This window comes from Ensifer sp. 2TAB8 (genome assembly GCF_052115125.1).
In the GTDB taxonomy this organism is placed as follows: domain Bacteria; phylum Pseudomonadota; class Alphaproteobacteria; order Rhizobiales; family Rhizobiaceae; genus Ensifer.
This window is the reverse complement of record NZ_JBFRGB010000001.1, coordinates 917,093-932,631: the sequence shown is the minus strand read 5'-3', so window position 1 is coordinate 932,631 and position 15,539 is coordinate 917,093. Positions and strand designations below refer to the sequence as shown.

Annotated in this window: 18 protein-coding genes; 9 read left to right on the top strand and 9 right to left on the bottom strand. The window is 63.7% G+C overall.

Annotation, left to right across the window (positions count from 1 at the left end):
* Positions 1–3: 3 nt before the first annotated feature.
* The 4 genes from AB4Z53_RS04610 (at position 4) to AB4Z53_RS04595 (ending at position 4,923) form a co-directional block, all read left to right on the top strand.
* Positions 4–1,845 (top strand): hypothetical protein, encoded by a 1,842-nt coding sequence (locus AB4Z53_RS04610; RefSeq protein WP_441594952.1) that lies wholly within the window; start codon positions 4–6, stop codon positions 1,843–1,845.
* A 73-nt stretch (positions 1,846–1,918) separates the two neighbouring features.
* Positions 1,919–3,523: an exodeoxyribonuclease VII large subunit gene (gene xseA, locus AB4Z53_RS04605; RefSeq protein WP_441594951.1), complete on the top strand. Its 1,605-nt coding sequence runs from the start codon at positions 1,919–1,921 to the stop codon at positions 3,521–3,523.
* 66 nt (positions 3,524–3,589) lie between these two features.
* The gene (locus tag AB4Z53_RS04600) at positions 3,590–4,165 is read left to right on the top strand and encodes a chloramphenicol phosphotransferase CPT family protein (RefSeq protein WP_441594949.1); all 576 of its coding nucleotides are present in this window, start codon (positions 3,590–3,592) and stop codon (positions 4,163–4,165) included.
* A 167-nt stretch (positions 4,166–4,332) separates the two neighbouring features.
* The gene (locus AB4Z53_RS04595; RefSeq protein WP_113538928.1) at positions 4,333–4,923 is read left to right on the top strand and encodes an NAD(P)H-dependent oxidoreductase; all 591 of its coding nucleotides are present in this window, start codon (positions 4,333–4,335) and stop codon (positions 4,921–4,923) included.
* A gap of 6 nt (positions 4,924–4,929) precedes the next feature.
* Here AB4Z53_RS04595 and AB4Z53_RS04590 read toward each other — a convergent pair whose 3' ends face one another.
* Positions 4,930–5,412 (bottom strand): MarR family winged helix-turn-helix transcriptional regulator, encoded by a 483-nt coding sequence (locus AB4Z53_RS04590; protein ID WP_113538929.1) that lies wholly within the window; start codon positions 5,410–5,412, stop codon positions 4,930–4,932.
* A 102-nt stretch (positions 5,413–5,514) separates the two neighbouring features.
* On the opposite strand from AB4Z53_RS04590, the gene AB4Z53_RS04585 reads away from it, so the two are divergent.
* The 3 genes from AB4Z53_RS04585 to AB4Z53_RS04575 all read left to right on the top strand — a co-directional run bounded on the left by AB4Z53_RS04585 (position 5,515) and on the right by AB4Z53_RS04575 (position 7,515).
* Positions 5,515–6,393 carry an EamA family transporter gene (locus AB4Z53_RS04585; RefSeq protein WP_441594946.1) on the top strand — a complete coding sequence of 293 codons (879 nt, stop codon included), beginning with the start codon at positions 5,515–5,517 and terminating at the stop codon, positions 6,391–6,393.
* 72 nt (positions 6,394–6,465) lie between these two features.
* Positions 6,466–7,095: an RNA polymerase sigma factor gene (locus AB4Z53_RS04580; RefSeq protein ID WP_441594944.1), complete on the top strand. Its 630-nt coding sequence runs from the start codon at positions 6,466–6,468 to the stop codon at positions 7,093–7,095.
* Between the two features lie 21 nt (positions 7,096–7,116).
* Positions 7,117–7,515, top strand: coding sequence for a VOC family protein (locus AB4Z53_RS04575; protein ID WP_113538931.1), 399 nt, complete (start codon positions 7,117–7,119; stop codon positions 7,513–7,515).
* Between the two features lie 82 nt (positions 7,516–7,597).
* Here the strand turns inward: AB4Z53_RS04575 and AB4Z53_RS04570 are convergent, their stop codons facing one another.
* The 3 genes from AB4Z53_RS04570 to AB4Z53_RS04560 form a co-directional block, all read right to left on the bottom strand.
* Positions 7,598–8,851, bottom strand: a complete 1,254-nt coding sequence (locus AB4Z53_RS04570) for an aminopeptidase (protein WP_441594942.1) — start codon at positions 8,849–8,851, stop codon at positions 7,598–7,600.
* Between the two features lie 88 nt (positions 8,852–8,939).
* Positions 8,940–9,827, bottom strand: a complete 888-nt coding sequence (locus AB4Z53_RS04565) for an MBL fold metallo-hydrolase (RefSeq protein WP_441594940.1) — start codon at positions 9,825–9,827, stop codon at positions 8,940–8,942.
* Positions 9,828–9,915: 88 nt separating this feature from the next.
* Positions 9,916–10,587 (bottom strand): glutathione S-transferase family protein, encoded by a 672-nt coding sequence (locus AB4Z53_RS04560; RefSeq protein WP_441594938.1) that lies wholly within the window; start codon positions 10,585–10,587, stop codon positions 9,916–9,918.
* A gap of 83 nt (positions 10,588–10,670) precedes the next feature.
* Between AB4Z53_RS04560 and AB4Z53_RS04555 the strand changes: the two genes are divergently transcribed.
* Positions 10,671–11,126, top strand: a complete 456-nt coding sequence (locus AB4Z53_RS04555) for a MarR family winged helix-turn-helix transcriptional regulator (RefSeq protein ID WP_441594936.1) — start codon at positions 10,671–10,673, stop codon at positions 11,124–11,126.
* Positions 11,127–11,342: 216 nt separating this feature from the next.
* Here the strand turns inward: AB4Z53_RS04555 and AB4Z53_RS04550 are convergent, their stop codons facing one another.
* From AB4Z53_RS04550 to tatA, 5 genes are all read right to left on the bottom strand, one after another.
* Positions 11,343–11,930 (bottom strand): dual specificity protein phosphatase family protein, encoded by a 588-nt coding sequence (locus tag AB4Z53_RS04550; RefSeq protein WP_441594934.1) that lies wholly within the window; start codon positions 11,928–11,930, stop codon positions 11,343–11,345.
* Positions 11,931–12,055: 125 nt separating this feature from the next.
* The gene (gene ybaK / locus AB4Z53_RS04545) at positions 12,056–12,529 is read right to left on the bottom strand and encodes a Cys-tRNA(Pro) deacylase (RefSeq protein ID WP_113536740.1); all 474 of its coding nucleotides are present in this window, start codon (positions 12,527–12,529) and stop codon (positions 12,056–12,058) included.
* A gap of 21 nt (positions 12,530–12,550) precedes the next feature.
* Complete coding sequence (locus AB4Z53_RS04540) at positions 12,551–12,904, bottom strand: ArsC family reductase (RefSeq protein WP_441594932.1); 354 nt, start codon at positions 12,902–12,904, stop codon at positions 12,551–12,553.
* Between the two features lie 119 nt (positions 12,905–13,023).
* Positions 13,024–13,656 (bottom strand): YitT family protein, encoded by a 633-nt coding sequence (locus AB4Z53_RS04535; protein ID WP_113536738.1) that lies wholly within the window; start codon positions 13,654–13,656, stop codon positions 13,024–13,026.
* A gap of 8 nt (positions 13,657–13,664) precedes the next feature.
* On the bottom strand, positions 13,665–14,834 hold the full coding sequence (gene tatA, locus AB4Z53_RS04530) for a tyrosine aminotransferase (protein WP_441594930.1): 1,170 nt from the start codon (positions 14,832–14,834) through the stop codon (positions 13,665–13,667).
* 208 nt (positions 14,835–15,042) lie between these two features.
* On the opposite strand from tatA, the gene AB4Z53_RS04525 reads away from it, so the two are divergent.
* Entirely contained in the window at positions 15,043–15,525 is a 483-nt protein-coding gene (locus tag AB4Z53_RS04525; RefSeq protein WP_441594928.1) for an Lrp/AsnC family transcriptional regulator, read from the top strand.
* The last annotated feature ends 14 nt before the right edge of the window (positions 15,526–15,539 follow it).

Below are 15,539 nucleotides of genomic sequence, written 5' to 3'. Positions count from 1 at the left end.
GGGATGGAGAAGGACAAGGAATCCATGGTGAACGGGACGGCGACGCTTTCTGAGGCGACTTCAACGGACGCGCCGAGGCCGTTCTGGTCGAGCCTGCGTTGGATGGTGTTCGTCTACGGCGTGCCCACAGTCCTCTTCCTCGTCACCCGGTTCCTGACGGCGCCCGACTATGTTGGCCGCGACAACGACGACGTCATGCGCCTGGTTCAGGTGCGCGATCTCCTTACTGGCCAGAGCTGGTTCGACCTGACGCAAGTCCGCCTCGGCCTGGAAGGCGGCACGCTGATGCACTGGTCGCGCCTCATCGACCTGCCGATCGCCGCACTCATTTCCGTCTTCAGGCCATTTGTCGGCCCTGTGCAGGCTGAAACCCTGGCCTTGGGGTTCTGGCCGATTTCCCTTGCTGTGCCTTTGCTGGCGGCGATGGGGCTGGCCGGTCGTCGAGCCGGTGGTGTGGATGCCATGCACTTCTGCCTGGGACTGAGCGTGATCTTCATCATCACGACCAATCGATTCCTCGGCGGAGCGATCGACCATCACAATGTGCAATTGGTCCTGGTTGCTGCCATGGCGGCAATGCTCGTCGATCATACGTACCGCGCGGCGAGCTACACCATTGCAGGATTGGCGGCAGCGCTGGCGATTGCCATTGGTGCAGAAACGACGCCGTTTGTGGCCATGGTCTGCGCGGTCGTTGCCTGCCAGTGGGTTTGGGCCGGTCGAAAGGCTTTGCGGGCCACCGTCGCCTTCGGCCTTTCGCTGGCTGCAGGCATCAGCCTGTTCTTCTTCGCGACGGTGCCGCCGCGTCTCTACCTGGCCGCGACCTGCGACAATCTCTCGATCGCCTTCTATTTGCTGGCGCTGACCGGGAGTGGTCTGTTGGCGCTTGCCGCCGCCACGCTCAGCGACCGGTCAGCCGTCGCAAGGATGATCGCTCTTGGCGCGTGCGGCCTGGCCGTCATTGCCGTGGCACTGGTTGTGGCGCCGCAATGCCTGGGCAATCCCCTGTCGGGGCTCGACCCGCTGCTTCTCGAACTGTGGCTCGACAATGTCACCGAGGCGCGTTCCTTCCTGGCGGTCGCAAGGACGGAGCCCACGAGCCTCGGCGCCTACTACTTCACCGGTGCCTTTGCCGCGCTTGTCTGCGCCTGGCGCATCTGGCGTCGGGACAGGGTCGATCTCAACCTCATTCTCTTCGCGCTAGTGTTTTCGAGCCTGATGATTGCGCTCATTCAGGTGCGCGGAATGGCCTTCTCCAATCTTTTGGCTATCGTGCCGCTTGCCTCGCTGCTTTCGGATCTTCGTGCCCGCTCGAAAGGTGGCACGGCGGGTACGGGCGCCTCCCTGCGCTATGTCGGCACGCTTCTCATTTCGGTCCCGGTTGTCTGGGCTATTGCCGGGGAGCTTTTCGACAAGGGGATCGGGGGCGTCATGGCGGGCGAGCCCCAAGCCTCGAATGGTGAGGCGTGCCTGACACCGGCATCGCTGGCCGATCTGGAGGGCCTTACGCCTTCATTCATCGTCGGACCGTCCGATATCGGTGCCGCCGTCCTTCGCCATACGCAGCACCGCGTTCTGAGTGCGCCCTATCACCGCAATGCTGCGGGGATGCTTACGGAGTTGAAGATCGGCCTGGCCCGGACTGAGGATGCGGCGAACATGCTGCGTCAGCTCGGGCATCCGATCCTGGCCTTCTGCGCCGCGGACGTTCAGGCACGAATGATCGCCGCGCGAGCGCCGCAAGGGCTCTATGCCGAACTTGCGGCCGATCATGTGCCGGCGTTCCTGTCGCCCTTGCCGATTTCGGCAGGTTCGCCCATCCGGCTCTATGCTCTGAAACCTTAGGCGGTGCCTGCCCGGCGGGTGGAAAGCGCAACGGATATGCTGGCCTTCGGCGAAGGGTGCGGTAAAAGAAGCCATGGCTTCTTTCTTCGACAGCGATTCTCCGAGCAACCTTGCCGAATATTCGGTGTCCGAGCTTTCGGGCTCGATCAAGCGAACCGTCGAGCAGGCCTTCGACCAGGTGCGCGTGCGCGGCGAGATCTCCGGCTATCGCGGCCCGCACTCGTCGGGCCATGCCTACTTCGCGCTCAAGGACGACCGGGCCCGCATTGACGCGGTGATCTGGAAGGGCACCTTCTCGCGCCTACGCTTCCGCCCGGAAGAGGGCATGGAGATAATCGCGACCGGCAAGGTCACGACCTTCCCGGGTTCGTCGAAATACCAGATCGTCATCGAATCGATGGAGCCGGCCGGTGCGGGCGCGCTGATGGCGCTTCTCGAAGAGCGCAAGCGCAAGCTCGGGGCCGAGGGTCTCTTCGATGCCGCCCGCAAGCGGCCGCTGCCCTATATGCCCAGGGTGATCGGCGTGGTGACCTCGCCGACCGGTGCCGTCATCCGCGATATCCTGCACCGCATTGCCGACCGCTTTCCGGTGCACGTCGTCGTCTGGCCGGTGCGGGTGCAGGGCGATGGTTCGGGCGACGAGGTAGCAGCGGCAATTCGCGGCTTCAACGATATTGAACCCGGCGGCCCGATCGCCCGTCCGGATGTGTTGATCGTTGCGCGTGGCGGCGGCAGCCTCGAAGACCTCTGGGGCTTCAACGACGAGGCCGTCGTTCGTGCCGCGGCCGCCTCTCAGATTCCGCTGATTTCCGCCGTCGGGCACGAGACCGACTGGACGCTGATCGACTATGCCGCCGACCAGCGCGCACCGACGCCGACCGGGGCGGCCGAAATGGCCGTGCCGGTCCGGGCCGATCTCGAGGCGGCGGTCTCCGGCCTGTCGGCACGCTTGAAATCTGCGGTCGGGCGGCAGATGGACAATCGCCGCCAGGCGGTGCGCGCACTGGCGCGGGCGCTTCCGTCACTCGATCAACTGCTGGCGCTGCCGCGCCGTCGCTTCGATGAGGCAGCGCTGGGCCTCGGCCGTGGCTTGCAAATGAACACGGCGAACAAGCGCCGGCAGTTCGAGCGTGTCTCGGCCGAGCTGCGCGCCGATCTTCTGAAGGGCAAGCTTTCCGAGCGGCGTCAGCGCCTTGTCGATGCCATGAACAAGGCCGAACGCATCGTCGAGCGGCAGGTCCATCGCGGCGAGGCGCGGGTCCAGGCGGCGGATGCGGCGCTGCGGGCGCTGCCCTCACGCTTGGTCGGCCAGATCCACCGCGCTTCCGATCGTGTCACGGGGCTTGCCGCCCGGTCGGATGCGGCGATCCGTGCAGACGTGCGCCGCCTGCGCAGCGTCATTGTCGCCCAGGATCGCATCCTGCAGTCGCTCTCCTATCGCAACGTCCTGCAGCGCGGCTTCGCTCTTGTTCGGGACGCCGATGGCGGTCCCGTGCGCCAGGCGGCATCCGTCTCGGCCGGCATGGCACTCAGTCTGGAATTTGCCGATGGCCGCGTTTCGGCAATTGCGGGCGAAGGCGAGGGCGAGCCGGCTTCTCCGTCGCCGGTGCCACGCAAGAAGCAGCCGAAGCCCGCGGAGCCGGCGGGAGATCCGCCGAAACAGGGCAGTCTGTTCTAGCGCGTCATCTCGTTGTCATGGCCACGACCTAACGCCATGGTTCCCTAAAGATTGACGGAGCCCGGCATGACTGAGCGAGCCAAGATTATCTTCATCCACGGCGCCTCCAGCAGTGGGAAATCGACACTGGCGCGCGCGGTCCAGGCGCAGATTGGCGAGCCGTTCTGGCATGTTTCGATCGACCATATTCGCGATTCGGGAACGGTGCCGATGGAGCGGTTCCGCCGCGGCGACTTTCGCTGGAAAGAACACCGGGCCCGCTTCTTCGACGGGTTTCACCGCTCGCTGGTCGCCTATGCATCAGCCGGCAACAATCTCCTGCTGGAGCACATTCTCGAGGAGCCCGGCTGGGCCGTCGAACTGGCGGCGATGTTCGAACCCTTCGACGTCTTTTTCGTCGGCCTTCATTGCGAACTCGACGAACTCGTCCGAAGGGAAACGCTTCGCGGCGATCGGCCGATCGGCAGTGCCGCGGAGGACTTTCATCGGATCCATGAAGGACAGCGCTACGATCTCCAGCTTCGCTCGGATCAGCCCGTGGAAGACAACGCCGCGCAACTCATATCCGCCTGGGCTTCGCGCCGGTTGCCATCCGTTTTCGCGGAACTGGCCCGCAACGCGCGTCCGGTTTATCCTCGATAGCCGAGCAAGGACTCCATCAATCTGCAGCGGCGCGAATGGCTTCGTTTTTCAAGCCCATTGCAACGTCGACATTCGCCGCCAGGTGGGCTTCCAGCAACAGATTGATTTTTTATAGCATTTGAACGAGAGATCATTTTCGATCCTGCCTGACACACGAGGAACATCGGATGCGCATTCTGCTTGTGCTTGCTCACCCGCTCGAAGACAGTTTTGCCGTCAACGTCGCGCGTGAAGCGCGCACGGCCCTGGAGGCGAACGGCCATTCGGTCGATTTGCTCGATCTTTATCGCGAGGATTTCGATCCGCGTCTCACCGTGGCCGAGCGCGGCAGCTACTTCACCGACGCCTATGACCGCTCGGCAGCGGCCGACTGGATAGCGCGCCTGCAGGCGGCCGACGGGTTGGTGCTCGTGTTCCCACAATGGTGGTTCAATTTTCCGGCGATCCTCAAGGGCTTCTTCGATCGCGTCTTTGCGCCTGGTGTCGCCTTCGACAACGATCCGGCCGGCGGCCGCATCATTCCGCGGCTTCATAACATCAAGGTCTTCTGGGCGCTGACCACGACAGGCTCGCCCTGGTGGGTGGTGCATCTCTATATGGGCAACCCGGTCAAGCGGCTGCTGAAGCGCGGTATCGCCGCCTTCTGCGCCAAGGGGCTGAATTTCCGGATGCTTGCGCTGCACGACATGGATCGCGCAACCGACGCCAAGCGCAAGGCCCATCTCGTCCGTGTGCGTCGGCTCATCGCGGGCATCTAGCCGCGGCTACTCGAATGTCGCCAGATATTTTCTAAGCAAGCCGTCGAGCGTCGCCCGCTCCTCGGGCGATAGCTCGGAAACGACGCGATGCTGGTTTGCCACGTGCGCCGTCGCTGCCTCGTCGACACGGCGCAGCCCTTCCTCCGTGAGCGCGATGATGACGCTGCGCCGGTCCTCGGGGTTGGCAATCCGCTCGACGAGCCCGGCCTTCTCCAACTGGTCGATGCGGTTGGTCATGGTTCCCGAGCTGACCATGGTCGTATCCAGCAGATCTCCGGGCGAAAGCCGATAGGGCGGCCCGGAGCGGCGCAGCGTCGCGAGCACGTCGAAGCTCGAAGCGGAGAGGCCGCGCTCGGCAAAGGTTTTTTCGACTTCCCGGCCGATATGGGTCGAAAGCCGCGAGAGGCGGCCAAGCAGCCCCATGGCCGTCACATCGAGATCCGGCCGTTCCCGGTGCCACTGGGCCAATATCCTGTCGACGCGATCCATCAGAGAGTCTCCACTGTTTCGCCAGTCATAGAGTATCTTGACGTAGAGATAAACTGTGCTAGCTTCATTTTATCTTGATGTAGAGATTCTTGAGATAAAGATATGACCACGAACCGCACCGCCGATCTCGCCTTGACCGCACTCGCCCCGGCCATCTGGGGCAGTACCTACCTCGTCACCACGCAGTTCCTGCCGTCAGGCTACCCGCTGACCGTTGCGATGTTGCGGGCGCTTCCGGCCGGGCTCCTGCTCTTGCTCATCGTACGGCGCCTGCCTGAAGGTATCTGGTGGCCGCGCACGTTCGTGCTCGGCGCACTCAACTTCTCCTTCTTCTGGGCCGTGCTGTTCGTTTCGGCTTACCGGTTGCCGGGCGGCGTTGCGGCCACGGTGGGGGCCGTCCAGCCGCTGATCGTCATCCTTCTGTCGCGCGTTTTTCTGGGCTCGCCGATCCGCCTAGTCAGTGTCGTCGCCGGCCTCGCAGGTATCGTCGGCGTCGCCCTGCTGGTGCTCACACCCGGCGCCGCGCTCGATCCGCTCGGCGTGCTGGCCGGTCTCGCCGGCGCCGTTTCCATGGCCTTCGGCACGGTGCTGAGCCGCCATTGGGCGCCGCCGGTGCCGCCGCTCACCTTCACCGCCTGGCAACTGGCCGCCGGTGGTCTGATGCTCGTGCCGGTGGCGTTGTTCTTCGAGCCGTCGCTGCCGCCGCTGACCTCGGCAAACGTCCTCGGGCTTGCCTATCTCGGCCTGATCGGTGCCGCCTTCACCTATCTGCTCTGGTTCCGCGGTCTTTCGCGCCTCGAACCGTCGTCCGTTTCGCCACTCGGCTTCTTAAGCCCAGTCGTCGCCATCCTGCTCGGATGGGGTGTGCTCGGTGAGCAGCTGACCCCGGTTCAGGCGCTTGGCATCTTGGTGGTCTTCATCAGCGTCTGGCTCAGCCAGCGTGCGCAGCTGTTGCCGAAGGTGCGACCGGCCCGCGCTTGAAGGCGGGCTTGCAACCATAGGGCAAGCGCTTCACATTGCCGGGAACTTCAACCCGCAAGAAGCGCATGCCTGATGATCGAACACCTGACGCCGGCGCACTATTCCGATCTCCTTCGCTTCGCCAGGCGCCAGTCCCGCCGCACGGCCGAGGCGGAGGATCTGCTGCATGAAGCGCTGATCGTGGCGCTCAAGGCAGGACGTTTTCCAAGCGGCGGTGATCGAGCCTGGTTCTGCGGCGTCATCCGCAAGCTCGCTGCCATGCAGGCGCGTAGCGCCGCCCGACGCCTTCGCCGCGAGCAGCAATCGGACGTGCCGGAAACGGAAGAGGGGCGCTCTGACGATCCGCTGGCTTTCGCCGCCACGCTCTCACCCGGCGTCAGGATCGTGTTGCTGCTCGCGATTGCCGGCCACAATCGCCTCGAAATCCGTCATCTCCTCGGCATTTCCGACGAGGCGCTGCGCCAGCGCATCCTGATGCTGCGCCGTAGCTGGCGTGCCGCCGGTCATGGCGAGACCAATCTGGAACTGACGGGGCTGCGCTATCCGCTGGAAAGCGGCCGTATCCGCCAGGCGCTGCTGCCGGTGACGCGCGACGGCCGGGCTGCCTTCGCCAGCCACGATCCGGATGGCCATCTCTTCGCGATCAATTTTTCTTTGCGCGCGCCTCACAAAGCGGCAACCGGCGGCAACAAGCCGGCGTGACAAACAGAAAGGGAGCAACCAATGCTGTCGAAACCACGTATCGGGGCCATCTGCTACTTCATCTCGGATCTCGGCCGAACGGAAGCCTTCTATCGTGATGTCCTTGGCCTCACGGTCCAGCGCATGGAGGACGACGACGCCGGCACCTGGCTGATGGCCAAGATAGAAAACGAGGTCGAGTTGATCTTCTTCGTCGTCGAAAGCAAACCGGGCAACACGCCGATCGTCGTGTTCGATCTCGCTGAAGGCGGCATCGACGATGTGGTCGCCGGCCTCGCGGAAAAGGGAACCACCATCGTCACACCGGTGAGCCACGCGCCGGGCGGCTGGTCGGCGGAATTCGCCGATCCCGATGGCCATGTGCTGTCGCTCTACCAATCGGCGGAGATGCCGCGTCTGAAGCGGGCTGCCAACGGCTGAGGGCGCCCAAAGAAATGGCCGCCGCATGTGTTGCGGCGGCCACAAATCCTTCAGGTCGGACGAGACTGACAAGAAGCCGTGATCAGGCCCACTCGCCCTTTCGCATGACCGGCACGCGGCTGCCGTCGGCGCGCACGCCGTCGATGTCGACCTGGCCCGAACCGATCATCCAGTCGATGTGGATCAGGCTGGAATTGCCGCCCTGGGCGCGGATCTGTTCCGGTGTCAGCTTGGTGTCGTCGACGAAGCAGCCGGAATAGCACTGGCCGAGCGCGATGTGGCACGAGGCGTTTTCGTCGAACAGCGTGTTGTAGAACAGGACGCCGCTCGCCGAGATCGGCGAGGAATGCGGCACCAGCGCCACTTCGCCGAGCCGGCGCGCGCCTTCGTCGGTATCGAGCACCTTGTTCAGCACTTCCTCGCCGCGCGATGCCTTCGCCTCAACGATCCGGCCGCCTTCGAAGCGTACCTGGATGTTGTCGATCAGCGTGCCCTGGTGCGACAGCGGCTTGGTCGAGGAGACGTGGCCCTCTACGCGCAGCGCATGCGGCGTCGTGAAGACCTCTTCGGTCGGGATGTTCGGGTTGCAGGTCACGCCGTTCTTGGCTTCCGATGCACCGCCGCACCACAGATGCCCATCGGCAAGCCCGACAGTCAGGTCGGTGCCGGGGCCGGTGAAATGCAGTGCCGCGAAGCGCTCGCCGTTCAGCCAGGCCGAGCGCCGGGCGAGGTTGGCGTTGTGCTCCTTCCAGGCGGTCACAGGATCGGCGACGTCGACGCGCGAGGCGGCGAAGATGGCGTTGGCGAGCTTCTCGACGGCCACGTGTTCCGGATCACCAGGGAAGACCAGCTTCGCCCAGGACGGATTCGGGTAGGAAACGATGTTCCAGTTGATGTCGAAGTTCGAGATCTTTTCGAGCGCGGGTTTGTAGGCGATCGAGTTCGCCTTGTTGGCACGCGCGACCTTGGCCGGGTCCTGCGCCGACAGCATCATCGGGTTGTCGCCGGAGATCGCAAGCCGTGCAGCGCCACCGGCAAAGGCCTCGGCCATGCCCTTGAACAGCCAATCGCTCGCCCGGTCGAAGCTTTCGTCGGGAGCGTAGGCGTAGCGCGCGAGCGTCGTGTCCTCGTCGGAATAGAGCGTCGTCACCAGTCCCGCACCCGCCTTGTATGCGTGCTTGGTGATGAGGCGGACGAGCGGCATGGCCGCCACCGGCGCGGTCATCACCAGGTCCTGGCCGCGCTGAAGCTGCAGGCCGACCTGGATCGCGACTTCCGCGAGCTTGTCGAGTTTTACCGGATCAATCGGATTGGGCGTATTGGCGGGATAGGTCATGATCTGCCTGTCTTTTGAATCGGAAGAAGAAGACTTAGAGCGCTTTGCGGCGAAAATGAAGGCTGGTGGTCATCGTGGGTGTCGCGGCTCAATCCGTCAGGAGAACGGCCCGCATTCGCTCGATGTTGCTCCGGTGCACCGCCTCGTAAGGTGCGAAATAGCGGATCGCGCCGGAGGCGATCTCTTCGGCGGCGAATTCCTCGAGCGTGCCGATTGCCGCTCCGGCCGAAATGGCGCACGTCAGTCTTTCGATGTAGCCGCGATTGGCATCGATCAGGTCCGGCCTGTAGCCGCCGGCGGCGATGCGTTCGCGGTCGCCATGGGCCGGCAGAATCCGAGCAATCGGCCATTGCCGCAGACGCCTGAGTTCCGCGACGTGCGTCGCCGTCTGGTCGGCCTCGCTGATGAAGGTTGTCGTATCCTCGAGCGTATCGCCGGCCAGCAGCAGCCTTTCCTCAGGCAGCCAGATGACATTGCCGTCGGCGCTGTGGATGGCGAAGTGATGCAACTCGACGCGACGTTCGCCGACGGTCAGCGCAAGCGTCTCCGCAAACAGCCGGTTCGGCATGACGAGGGGATGGATCGGCGGCGTCGCCGTCTCGATCCGTTCGCGATTTTCTTCAAGCTTCTCTGCCGTCAGCCTGAGCGCGATGATCTCGCAGTCGGCGAAGACGGCGTTTCCCGCCACATGGTCCTTGTGCCAATGGCTGAGCACGACGCGGATCGACGTGACACCGAGGCTCTCGAGGTGATTGCGGATCGCCCGGGCATGGGCGAGCGAGATATGGGTATCATAGACCAGTGCTTGCTCGCCGCCGACGATCGCATAGGAGGCGACGCCCAGTTCATAAGCGCCGTCGTCGAGCCAGTTCGGTCCTTCCGAAAAGAGCCGCACCCCGGCGATGCGCCCGTCGCAATAGGCGTAGAGGCCGGGGTGGGGCTCCAGGATCGTCAAGGTCGAGGTCATGTCCGTCATATGCAGTTCCTCCCGCATGGCTTGGTGATGTCATAGGCCAGTGCGAAACGAAACTGAAGGACGGGATGTTGCCCTCGACACTGTCCGTCTACGCCTGACGGGCGCGCAGCAGATAGGCGTCGTGCTCCCGCAGAAAAGTCATCAGCCGCTCGCCGTAATCCGTCGTCACGGCCGCCTTGACGCTCGGCCGGTCCGCCAATGCAGCACGCCAGGCGCGGATACGATCGAGCCCGTCGAATATGCCGTGGTCGGCAAGCGTATCGAAGAGGTCGAAGTAGCGGAAGATCGGCGCGAAGACCGCATCGACGAGCGAAAATCGTGTGCCGGCGAAATAGGGGCCGTCGCCGAGCGCCGCCTCCATCGTCGCGAATTTTCCGGCCAGTGTCTTGCGCTTCTGTTCGTAGGCTTCGCGGTCGCTGGCGGTCTCGAAGCCCCAGAGATCCGAGAGGATCGACGAGCCGAACTCCATCCATCCGCGATGCCGGGCGCGCTCCAGCGCATCTCCAGGGTGAAGCTTCGGCCCAGCTTGGCTTTCCTCGACATATTCGGCGATGACGGAGCTTTCGAACAGCACCGTTTCACCGCCTTGCTGCGGCACCTGCAGCAGCGGCACCTTGCCGAGCGGCGAGATCTTCAGGAACCAGTCGGGCTTGGCCTTGAGGTCAATGTAGGTCCGCTCGAAGCGAACGCCTTTTTCGTCGAGCGCGATCGAGGCGCGCTGCACATAGGGGCAGAGATGGTGGCTGACGAGGGTAAGCATGGCAGTCTCCCGGTTGAGGCAAGTAGATGCATTTGCATGTATGTGGGCTTGCTTCGACTTTCAAGGTGGATGTAATTGCATCTATGAGCGAAGAGACGAAAAATGACGGAAAGCGTCCCGGACCGGAAACGACCGAGGCCTGGATCGGGCTGGTGCGGGCGCGCGAACGCGTGCTTGCTCGAATCGAGGCCGATTTCAAGGCGGCCAGCTTGCCGCCGCTCGGCTGGTACGACGTGTTGTGGGAGTTGGTTCAGGCAGAGCATGGACGGCTGCGTCCCTTCGAGATCGAGGCGCGCACGCTGCTCGCCCAGTACAATCTCTCCCGGCTGATCGATCGTCTGATGAAGGAGGACCTTGTCCGCCGTGAAACCTTCGACGCCGATGGTCGCGGCCAATGGGTGGTGATTACCGAGGCCGGCCGGGCGATGCGCGCGCGCATGTGGCAGACCTATGGCCCCTCGATCGAGGCCCATGTCGGCGCCAGACTGACCGAAACGGAGGCGCGGCAACTGGCGGCGCTGCTGGCGAAGCTAAGGTAGCGGCTTTTAGTTTTGGACAGTGTCATAGCAGGCGTTGAATTGCGACGCCCACGCGAATTGCCTCTCTCCTCAAGTTAGCCCGAGGATGAAGGTGGTTGTTGCCGAGACGAACGGGCGCCACGCATGTCCTTCGCCCCGCTTGCGGGGAGAAGGTGGCCGGCAGGCCGGATGGGCGCGCGCCGATGGGCGACCGTCAATCTAGGACGCCGTCGTCGCCTAGCTGCTGAGGCCGAAGGATTTTTCCAGGGCTTCCCAAGTCTCGTCCATGGCAAAGGTACCGGACAGATAGGGAATGGCCACATGGCCGTAGAGCGGCGAAAGCTGCCACTCGGCCGTCTCCTCGTCGACGCCGGCGATCTGCTGCAGGTAGATCGTCGAGACCAGCCCGGTGCGGTCGGCGCCGGCCTTGCAATGGATCAACAGCGGCTTCGGTGCGTCCTTGAGGATCGCGATCAGCGCGTCGGTTTCCTTGCGGTCGATTTCCGCCGAGGCGGACATGGGGAAGTTGATGAGCCGGATACCGTTGCGCTCGGCCGCGGCAACCTCGTCGCGATACCAGCTTTCGTCCAGCCTCTCGCCGCGCAGGTTGATAATGGTGCGGATGCCATAGGCCTTAGAATAGGTGGCGATCGCCTCCGGCGTCGGCTGTGCCGAGCGATAGACCTCACCGGCGACGAGCGTGTGGAAGTTGCCGGTCCATTGCAAGCCAACGAGATAGAGAACCATGGCCGCGACGAGCGCAGCCGTGCCGACGGCGAGGCGTTTCAGAAGACGCTTCGCGCGCAGAAACCTTGCAGATGCCATGAAACAACTCCGAAGCGGCCCCAAGCTCCAAGCCGTGAGCGGGCTGCGGGCGGAAAACAGCGAACGCTTTCCTGAACCCGCTTTGGCTGCTCCTATATGCCATCCGTGATATTTTGATGGCAAGATCAGGCGATCAGCGGCGCTGCGATTGCTTTCAGTGCAGCCTGCGCATCGCGCGGTGCTAGCCGCACCTGCAGCCCCCGCTGGCCGCCATTGATATAGACCTGCGCCTCGGCAAGCGCTGCTTCCTCGATCGCCGTCGGCACCAGCTTTTTCTGGCCGAACGGGCTGATGCCGCCGACATGGTAGCCGGTCAGCCGCTCGGCATCCGCCGGCTTCATCATTGCGGCCGATTTGCCGCCGAAGGCGGCGGCCAGTTTCTTCATGCTCACTTCGCGATCGGAGGGCACGACGCAGCAGACTGGCTTGCCGTCGACATCCGCCATCAGTGTCTTCAGCACCCGGCTCGGATCCTCCCCGAGCGCTTCCGCCGCCTGCAGGCCGACGCGTTCGGCATTGGGGTCGTAATCATAGGTATGCACGCTGAAAGCGACGCCGGCCTTCGAAAGCGTCTGCGTGGCGCGCGTGGTCTTCGACATCGTCGTCGCTCCAAATGGGGATCAGGCTTTGGCGAGCAGTGCCTCGTAGAGATCCGGCTTGAAACCGATCAGCAGGTTGCCGTCTGCTTCGAGCACCGGACGCTTGATCATCGAGGGCTGCGCCAGCATCAGCGCAATGGCTTTTTTCTGGTCAAGGTCCTGCCTGTCCGCTTCGTCGAGCTTGCGGAAGGTCGTTCCGGCGCGGTTCAACACCGTTTCCCACCCGGCTTCCTTGCACCAGCGCTCGAGATGCGGGCGGTCGATACCTTCGGCCTTGTAGTCATGAAAGCGATAGGCAATGCCGCGGCCGTCGAGCCAGGTGCGCGCCTTCTTCATCGTGTCGCAATTCTTGATGCCGTAGATCGTAATCGTCATTTCCATGCTCCAGCGTCATCGTCGTGCGGTCCGGGGAAACCGTCCGGAATCACACGATTTGAAAGGGTGGCAGGAGTGATAGCCGCCCAATGCGCGGGAGGGAAGACCGAGACCTGGCGTCAGGTCACACCGGCGTAGCGGCCGGGCTTGTGGTTGATCGCCAGGGTCATGTTGACGACGGCCGCACCGATGACCGAAAGCACGAGGTTCGATGGCGGCAGCACGAAGAAGGCGGCAGCCAGAATGGTGAGATCGACCGCAAGCTGGAAATATCCGGCACGGATGCCGAACCTCTCCTGGAGATAGATCGCCACGATGTTGATGCCGCCAAGGCCGGTGCGGTGGCGGAAGAGGATCAACAGGCCCATGCCCATCAGCCCGCCACCGACAACCGCCGCATAGATCGGGTCGAGCCGGGCTATCTCCACCCAGCCGGCCGTCAGCCGAGAAAATAGGGAGACGAGGCTGACGGCGATGAAGGTGCGCAGCGCAAACATCCAGCCGAGCCGTTTGACCGCCAGAATGTAGAAGGGCAGGTTGACGAGCGAAAAGACCAGCCAGAACTCGGCGCCGGTCGCATATTGCAAAAGCAGCGCCAGGCCCGACGTGCTGCCCGTGAGCAGCATCGCCTTGCTGTAGATGATGATGCCGAGCGACATGATCAGCGTGCCCGTCAGGATCGCCAGCGCATCCTCGTAGAGGCGATGGCGTTCGGTCGGGATTTCTGTCGCGTCGATGCTGCGCTCGGCCATCATGGTCCTCAGAGGTTCTTGAAGTTGGCGATGACGCCGTCGACTTCCGCCGTCTTCAGGCCGGCAATGTTGATGCGGCCGGAACCGGGCATATAGATGCCGTGCTCGTTCCTGAGCCGCATGACGTCGGCCTCGGCGAGCGGCAGCAGCGAGAACATGCCTTCCTGGCTGGCCACGGCGCCGAGCGCCTGCCAGCGCTCACGCAAGCCTTCGGCGAGCGCCCGGCGGATGTTGGTGATGCGCAGCCGCATGGTTTCAAGTTCTTCTTGCCAGTCACGCTTGAGCTCGGCGTCTGAAAGAATCATCCGCACGATCGCTGCGCCATGATCCGGCGGCATCGAGTAGCTGGTGCGTGCGAGACCTGCGAGGTTGGACCGGACCGTATCGGCAGAGGACGACGAAGTCGTCACCGCGAAGATCGCGCCGGCGCGCTCGCGGTAGAGGCCGAAGGACTTGGAGCAGGAAACGGCGACCAGCGCTTCGGGCACGACGCCGATCAGGTGGCGGAGACCGGCGACATCCTCGTCGAGGCCGCGGCCGAAACCCTGGTAGGCGAGGTCGATCAATGGCAGCAGGCCGCGCTCGGCTATGACGGCGGCAAGCTCCATCCACTGCGCTTGTGTGATGACGCCGCCGGTCGGGTTGTGGCAGCTGGCATGCAACAGCACGGCATCGCCGGCGGCAGCGCCCTGCAGCGCCGTCATCATGTTGTCGAAGAGGACGTTCTGCGACGGCACGTCGAAGAACGGGTAGCCGGCCGGTTCAAGGCCAGCGGTCTTGAAGATGCTGGCATGGTTCGGCCAGCTCGGCAGACCGATCCAGATGCGCTTGCCGCCCATCTGGTGAATGAGGTCGGCCGCGAGCCTGAGCGCGCCGGAACCGCCCGGCGTCTGCACGCCGGCGATATGGCTGCGATCGATGGTATCGCCACCGACCAGCGTCCAGAGATGATCGATGAAGACGAGATCACCCTCGGGGCCGACGTAGGACTTGCTGTCCTGCGTTTCGAGCAGGCGCTTTTCCGCTGCCTTGACGGCGCGGAAGATCGGGGTGTGGCCGGTTTCGTCGCGGTAGACGCCGACGCCGAGATCGACCTTTCCGGGGCGTTCGTCCTTGCGGTAGAGCCCGATCAGGGCGAGCAACGGATCGTCGGGTTGGCGGGTCAGAGCGTCGAACATGCCGGAAATTCCCCCTTGAGTGGCAGCGATGCGTTATCGGTCGAGAAAGCCTGCCGGCCGCCGCTTCTCCGGCTGCCCTGCGGTCTCCTTCATAAGTCAGCGCATGCGCAAAATCGATGCGATTTTTGCCACGGAGACAATATCGACAGCGTGCTATTTGCGCAAAACTCTGCAATTGATTTGCTGATTTGCGCGCTAGGGGCCGACGATGGTTGAAAAGGTGGCGATGGAACTGGATCAGGTCGACCGACGGATCATCCGTCTGCTGGTCGAGGATGCGTCGCTCAGCAACAACGAGCTGGCAGCGCGCGTCGGTCTCTCGCCGGCGCCGCTGTCGCGCCGCCTCGCCAGGCTCTATGCGACGGGCGTCATCCGCCAGACCGTAGTGGTCAATCCGAAGGCTGCCGGCATCGGCTTCCAGGCCTTTGTCGAAGTGACGCTGGAGCGCACCGCAAGCAAGGTCGGTCACCGCTTCATCGAGCTGGTTTCGCGCATGCCTGAGGTGGTGGAGTGCCATACGGTCGCTGGCGACTTCGACTTTCTCCTGAAGATCGCGGTGCGCGACGTCGCAGACTACAAACGGCTGCTCTGGAGTGAGTTCGAGCAGATTGCCGAGATCAAGACGCTGCGCTCGACCATCCTTCTCGACAGCCCGAAAATGACGGCCGCCACCTTGGGTGACGGTCGCTGAATAGGGCGAGCCGA

What these genes read in the sequence shown, in the direction of transcription:
- AB4Z53_RS04580 (WP_441594944.1), top strand. Translation starts at nt 6,466, where the DNA reads ATGATCGAACACCTGACGCCGGCGCACTATTCCGATCTCCTTCGCTTC.
- AB4Z53_RS04595 (WP_113538928.1), top strand. Translation starts at nt 4,333, where the DNA reads ATGCGCATTCTGCTTGTGCTTGCTCACCCGCTCGAAGACAGTTTTGCC.
- AB4Z53_RS04560 (WP_441594938.1), bottom strand. Translation starts at nt 10,587, where the DNA reads ATGCTTACCCTCGTCAGCCACCATCTCTGCCCCTATGTGCAGCGCGCC.
- AB4Z53_RS04565 (WP_441594940.1), bottom strand. Translation starts at nt 9,827, where the DNA reads ATGACGGACATGACCTCGACCTTGACGATCCTGGAGCCCCACCCCGGC.
- AB4Z53_RS04525 (WP_441594928.1), top strand. Translation starts at nt 15,043, where the DNA reads ATGGTTGAAAAGGTGGCGATGGAACTGGATCAGGTCGACCGACGGATC.
- AB4Z53_RS04550 (WP_441594934.1), bottom strand. Translation starts at nt 11,930, where the DNA reads ATGGCATCTGCAAGGTTTCTGCGCGCGAAGCGTCTTCTGAAACGCCTC.
- AB4Z53_RS04590 (WP_113538929.1), bottom strand. Translation starts at nt 5,412, where the DNA reads ATGGATCGCGTCGACAGGATATTGGCCCAGTGGCACCGGGAACGGCCG.
- AB4Z53_RS04575 (WP_113538931.1), top strand. Translation starts at nt 7,117, where the DNA reads ATGCTGTCGAAACCACGTATCGGGGCCATCTGCTACTTCATCTCGGAT.
- ybaK (WP_113536740.1), bottom strand. Translation starts at nt 12,529, where the DNA reads ATGTCGAAGACCACGCGCGCCACGCAGACGCTTTCGAAGGCCGGCGTC.
- AB4Z53_RS04570 (WP_441594942.1), bottom strand. Translation starts at nt 8,851, where the DNA reads ATGACCTATCCCGCCAATACGCCCAATCCGATTGATCCGGTAAAACTC.
- AB4Z53_RS04610 (WP_441594952.1), top strand. Translation starts at nt 4, where the DNA reads ATGGAGAAGGACAAGGAATCCATGGTGAACGGGACGGCGACGCTTTCT.
- AB4Z53_RS04585 (WP_441594946.1), top strand. Translation starts at nt 5,515, where the DNA reads ATGACCACGAACCGCACCGCCGATCTCGCCTTGACCGCACTCGCCCCG.
- AB4Z53_RS04555 (WP_441594936.1), top strand. Translation starts at nt 10,671, where the DNA reads ATGAGCGAAGAGACGAAAAATGACGGAAAGCGTCCCGGACCGGAAACG.
- xseA (WP_441594951.1), top strand. Translation starts at nt 1,919, where the DNA reads ATGGCTTCTTTCTTCGACAGCGATTCTCCGAGCAACCTTGCCGAATAT.
- AB4Z53_RS04535 (WP_113536738.1), bottom strand. Translation starts at nt 13,656, where the DNA reads ATGGCCGAGCGCAGCATCGACGCGACAGAAATCCCGACCGAACGCCAT.
- tatA (WP_441594930.1), bottom strand. Translation starts at nt 14,834, where the DNA reads ATGTTCGACGCTCTGACCCGCCAACCCGACGATCCGTTGCTCGCCCTG.
- AB4Z53_RS04540 (WP_441594932.1), bottom strand. Translation starts at nt 12,904, where the DNA reads ATGACGATTACGATCTACGGCATCAAGAATTGCGACACGATGAAGAAG.
- AB4Z53_RS04600 (WP_441594949.1), top strand. Translation starts at nt 3,590, where the DNA reads ATGACTGAGCGAGCCAAGATTATCTTCATCCACGGCGCCTCCAGCAGT.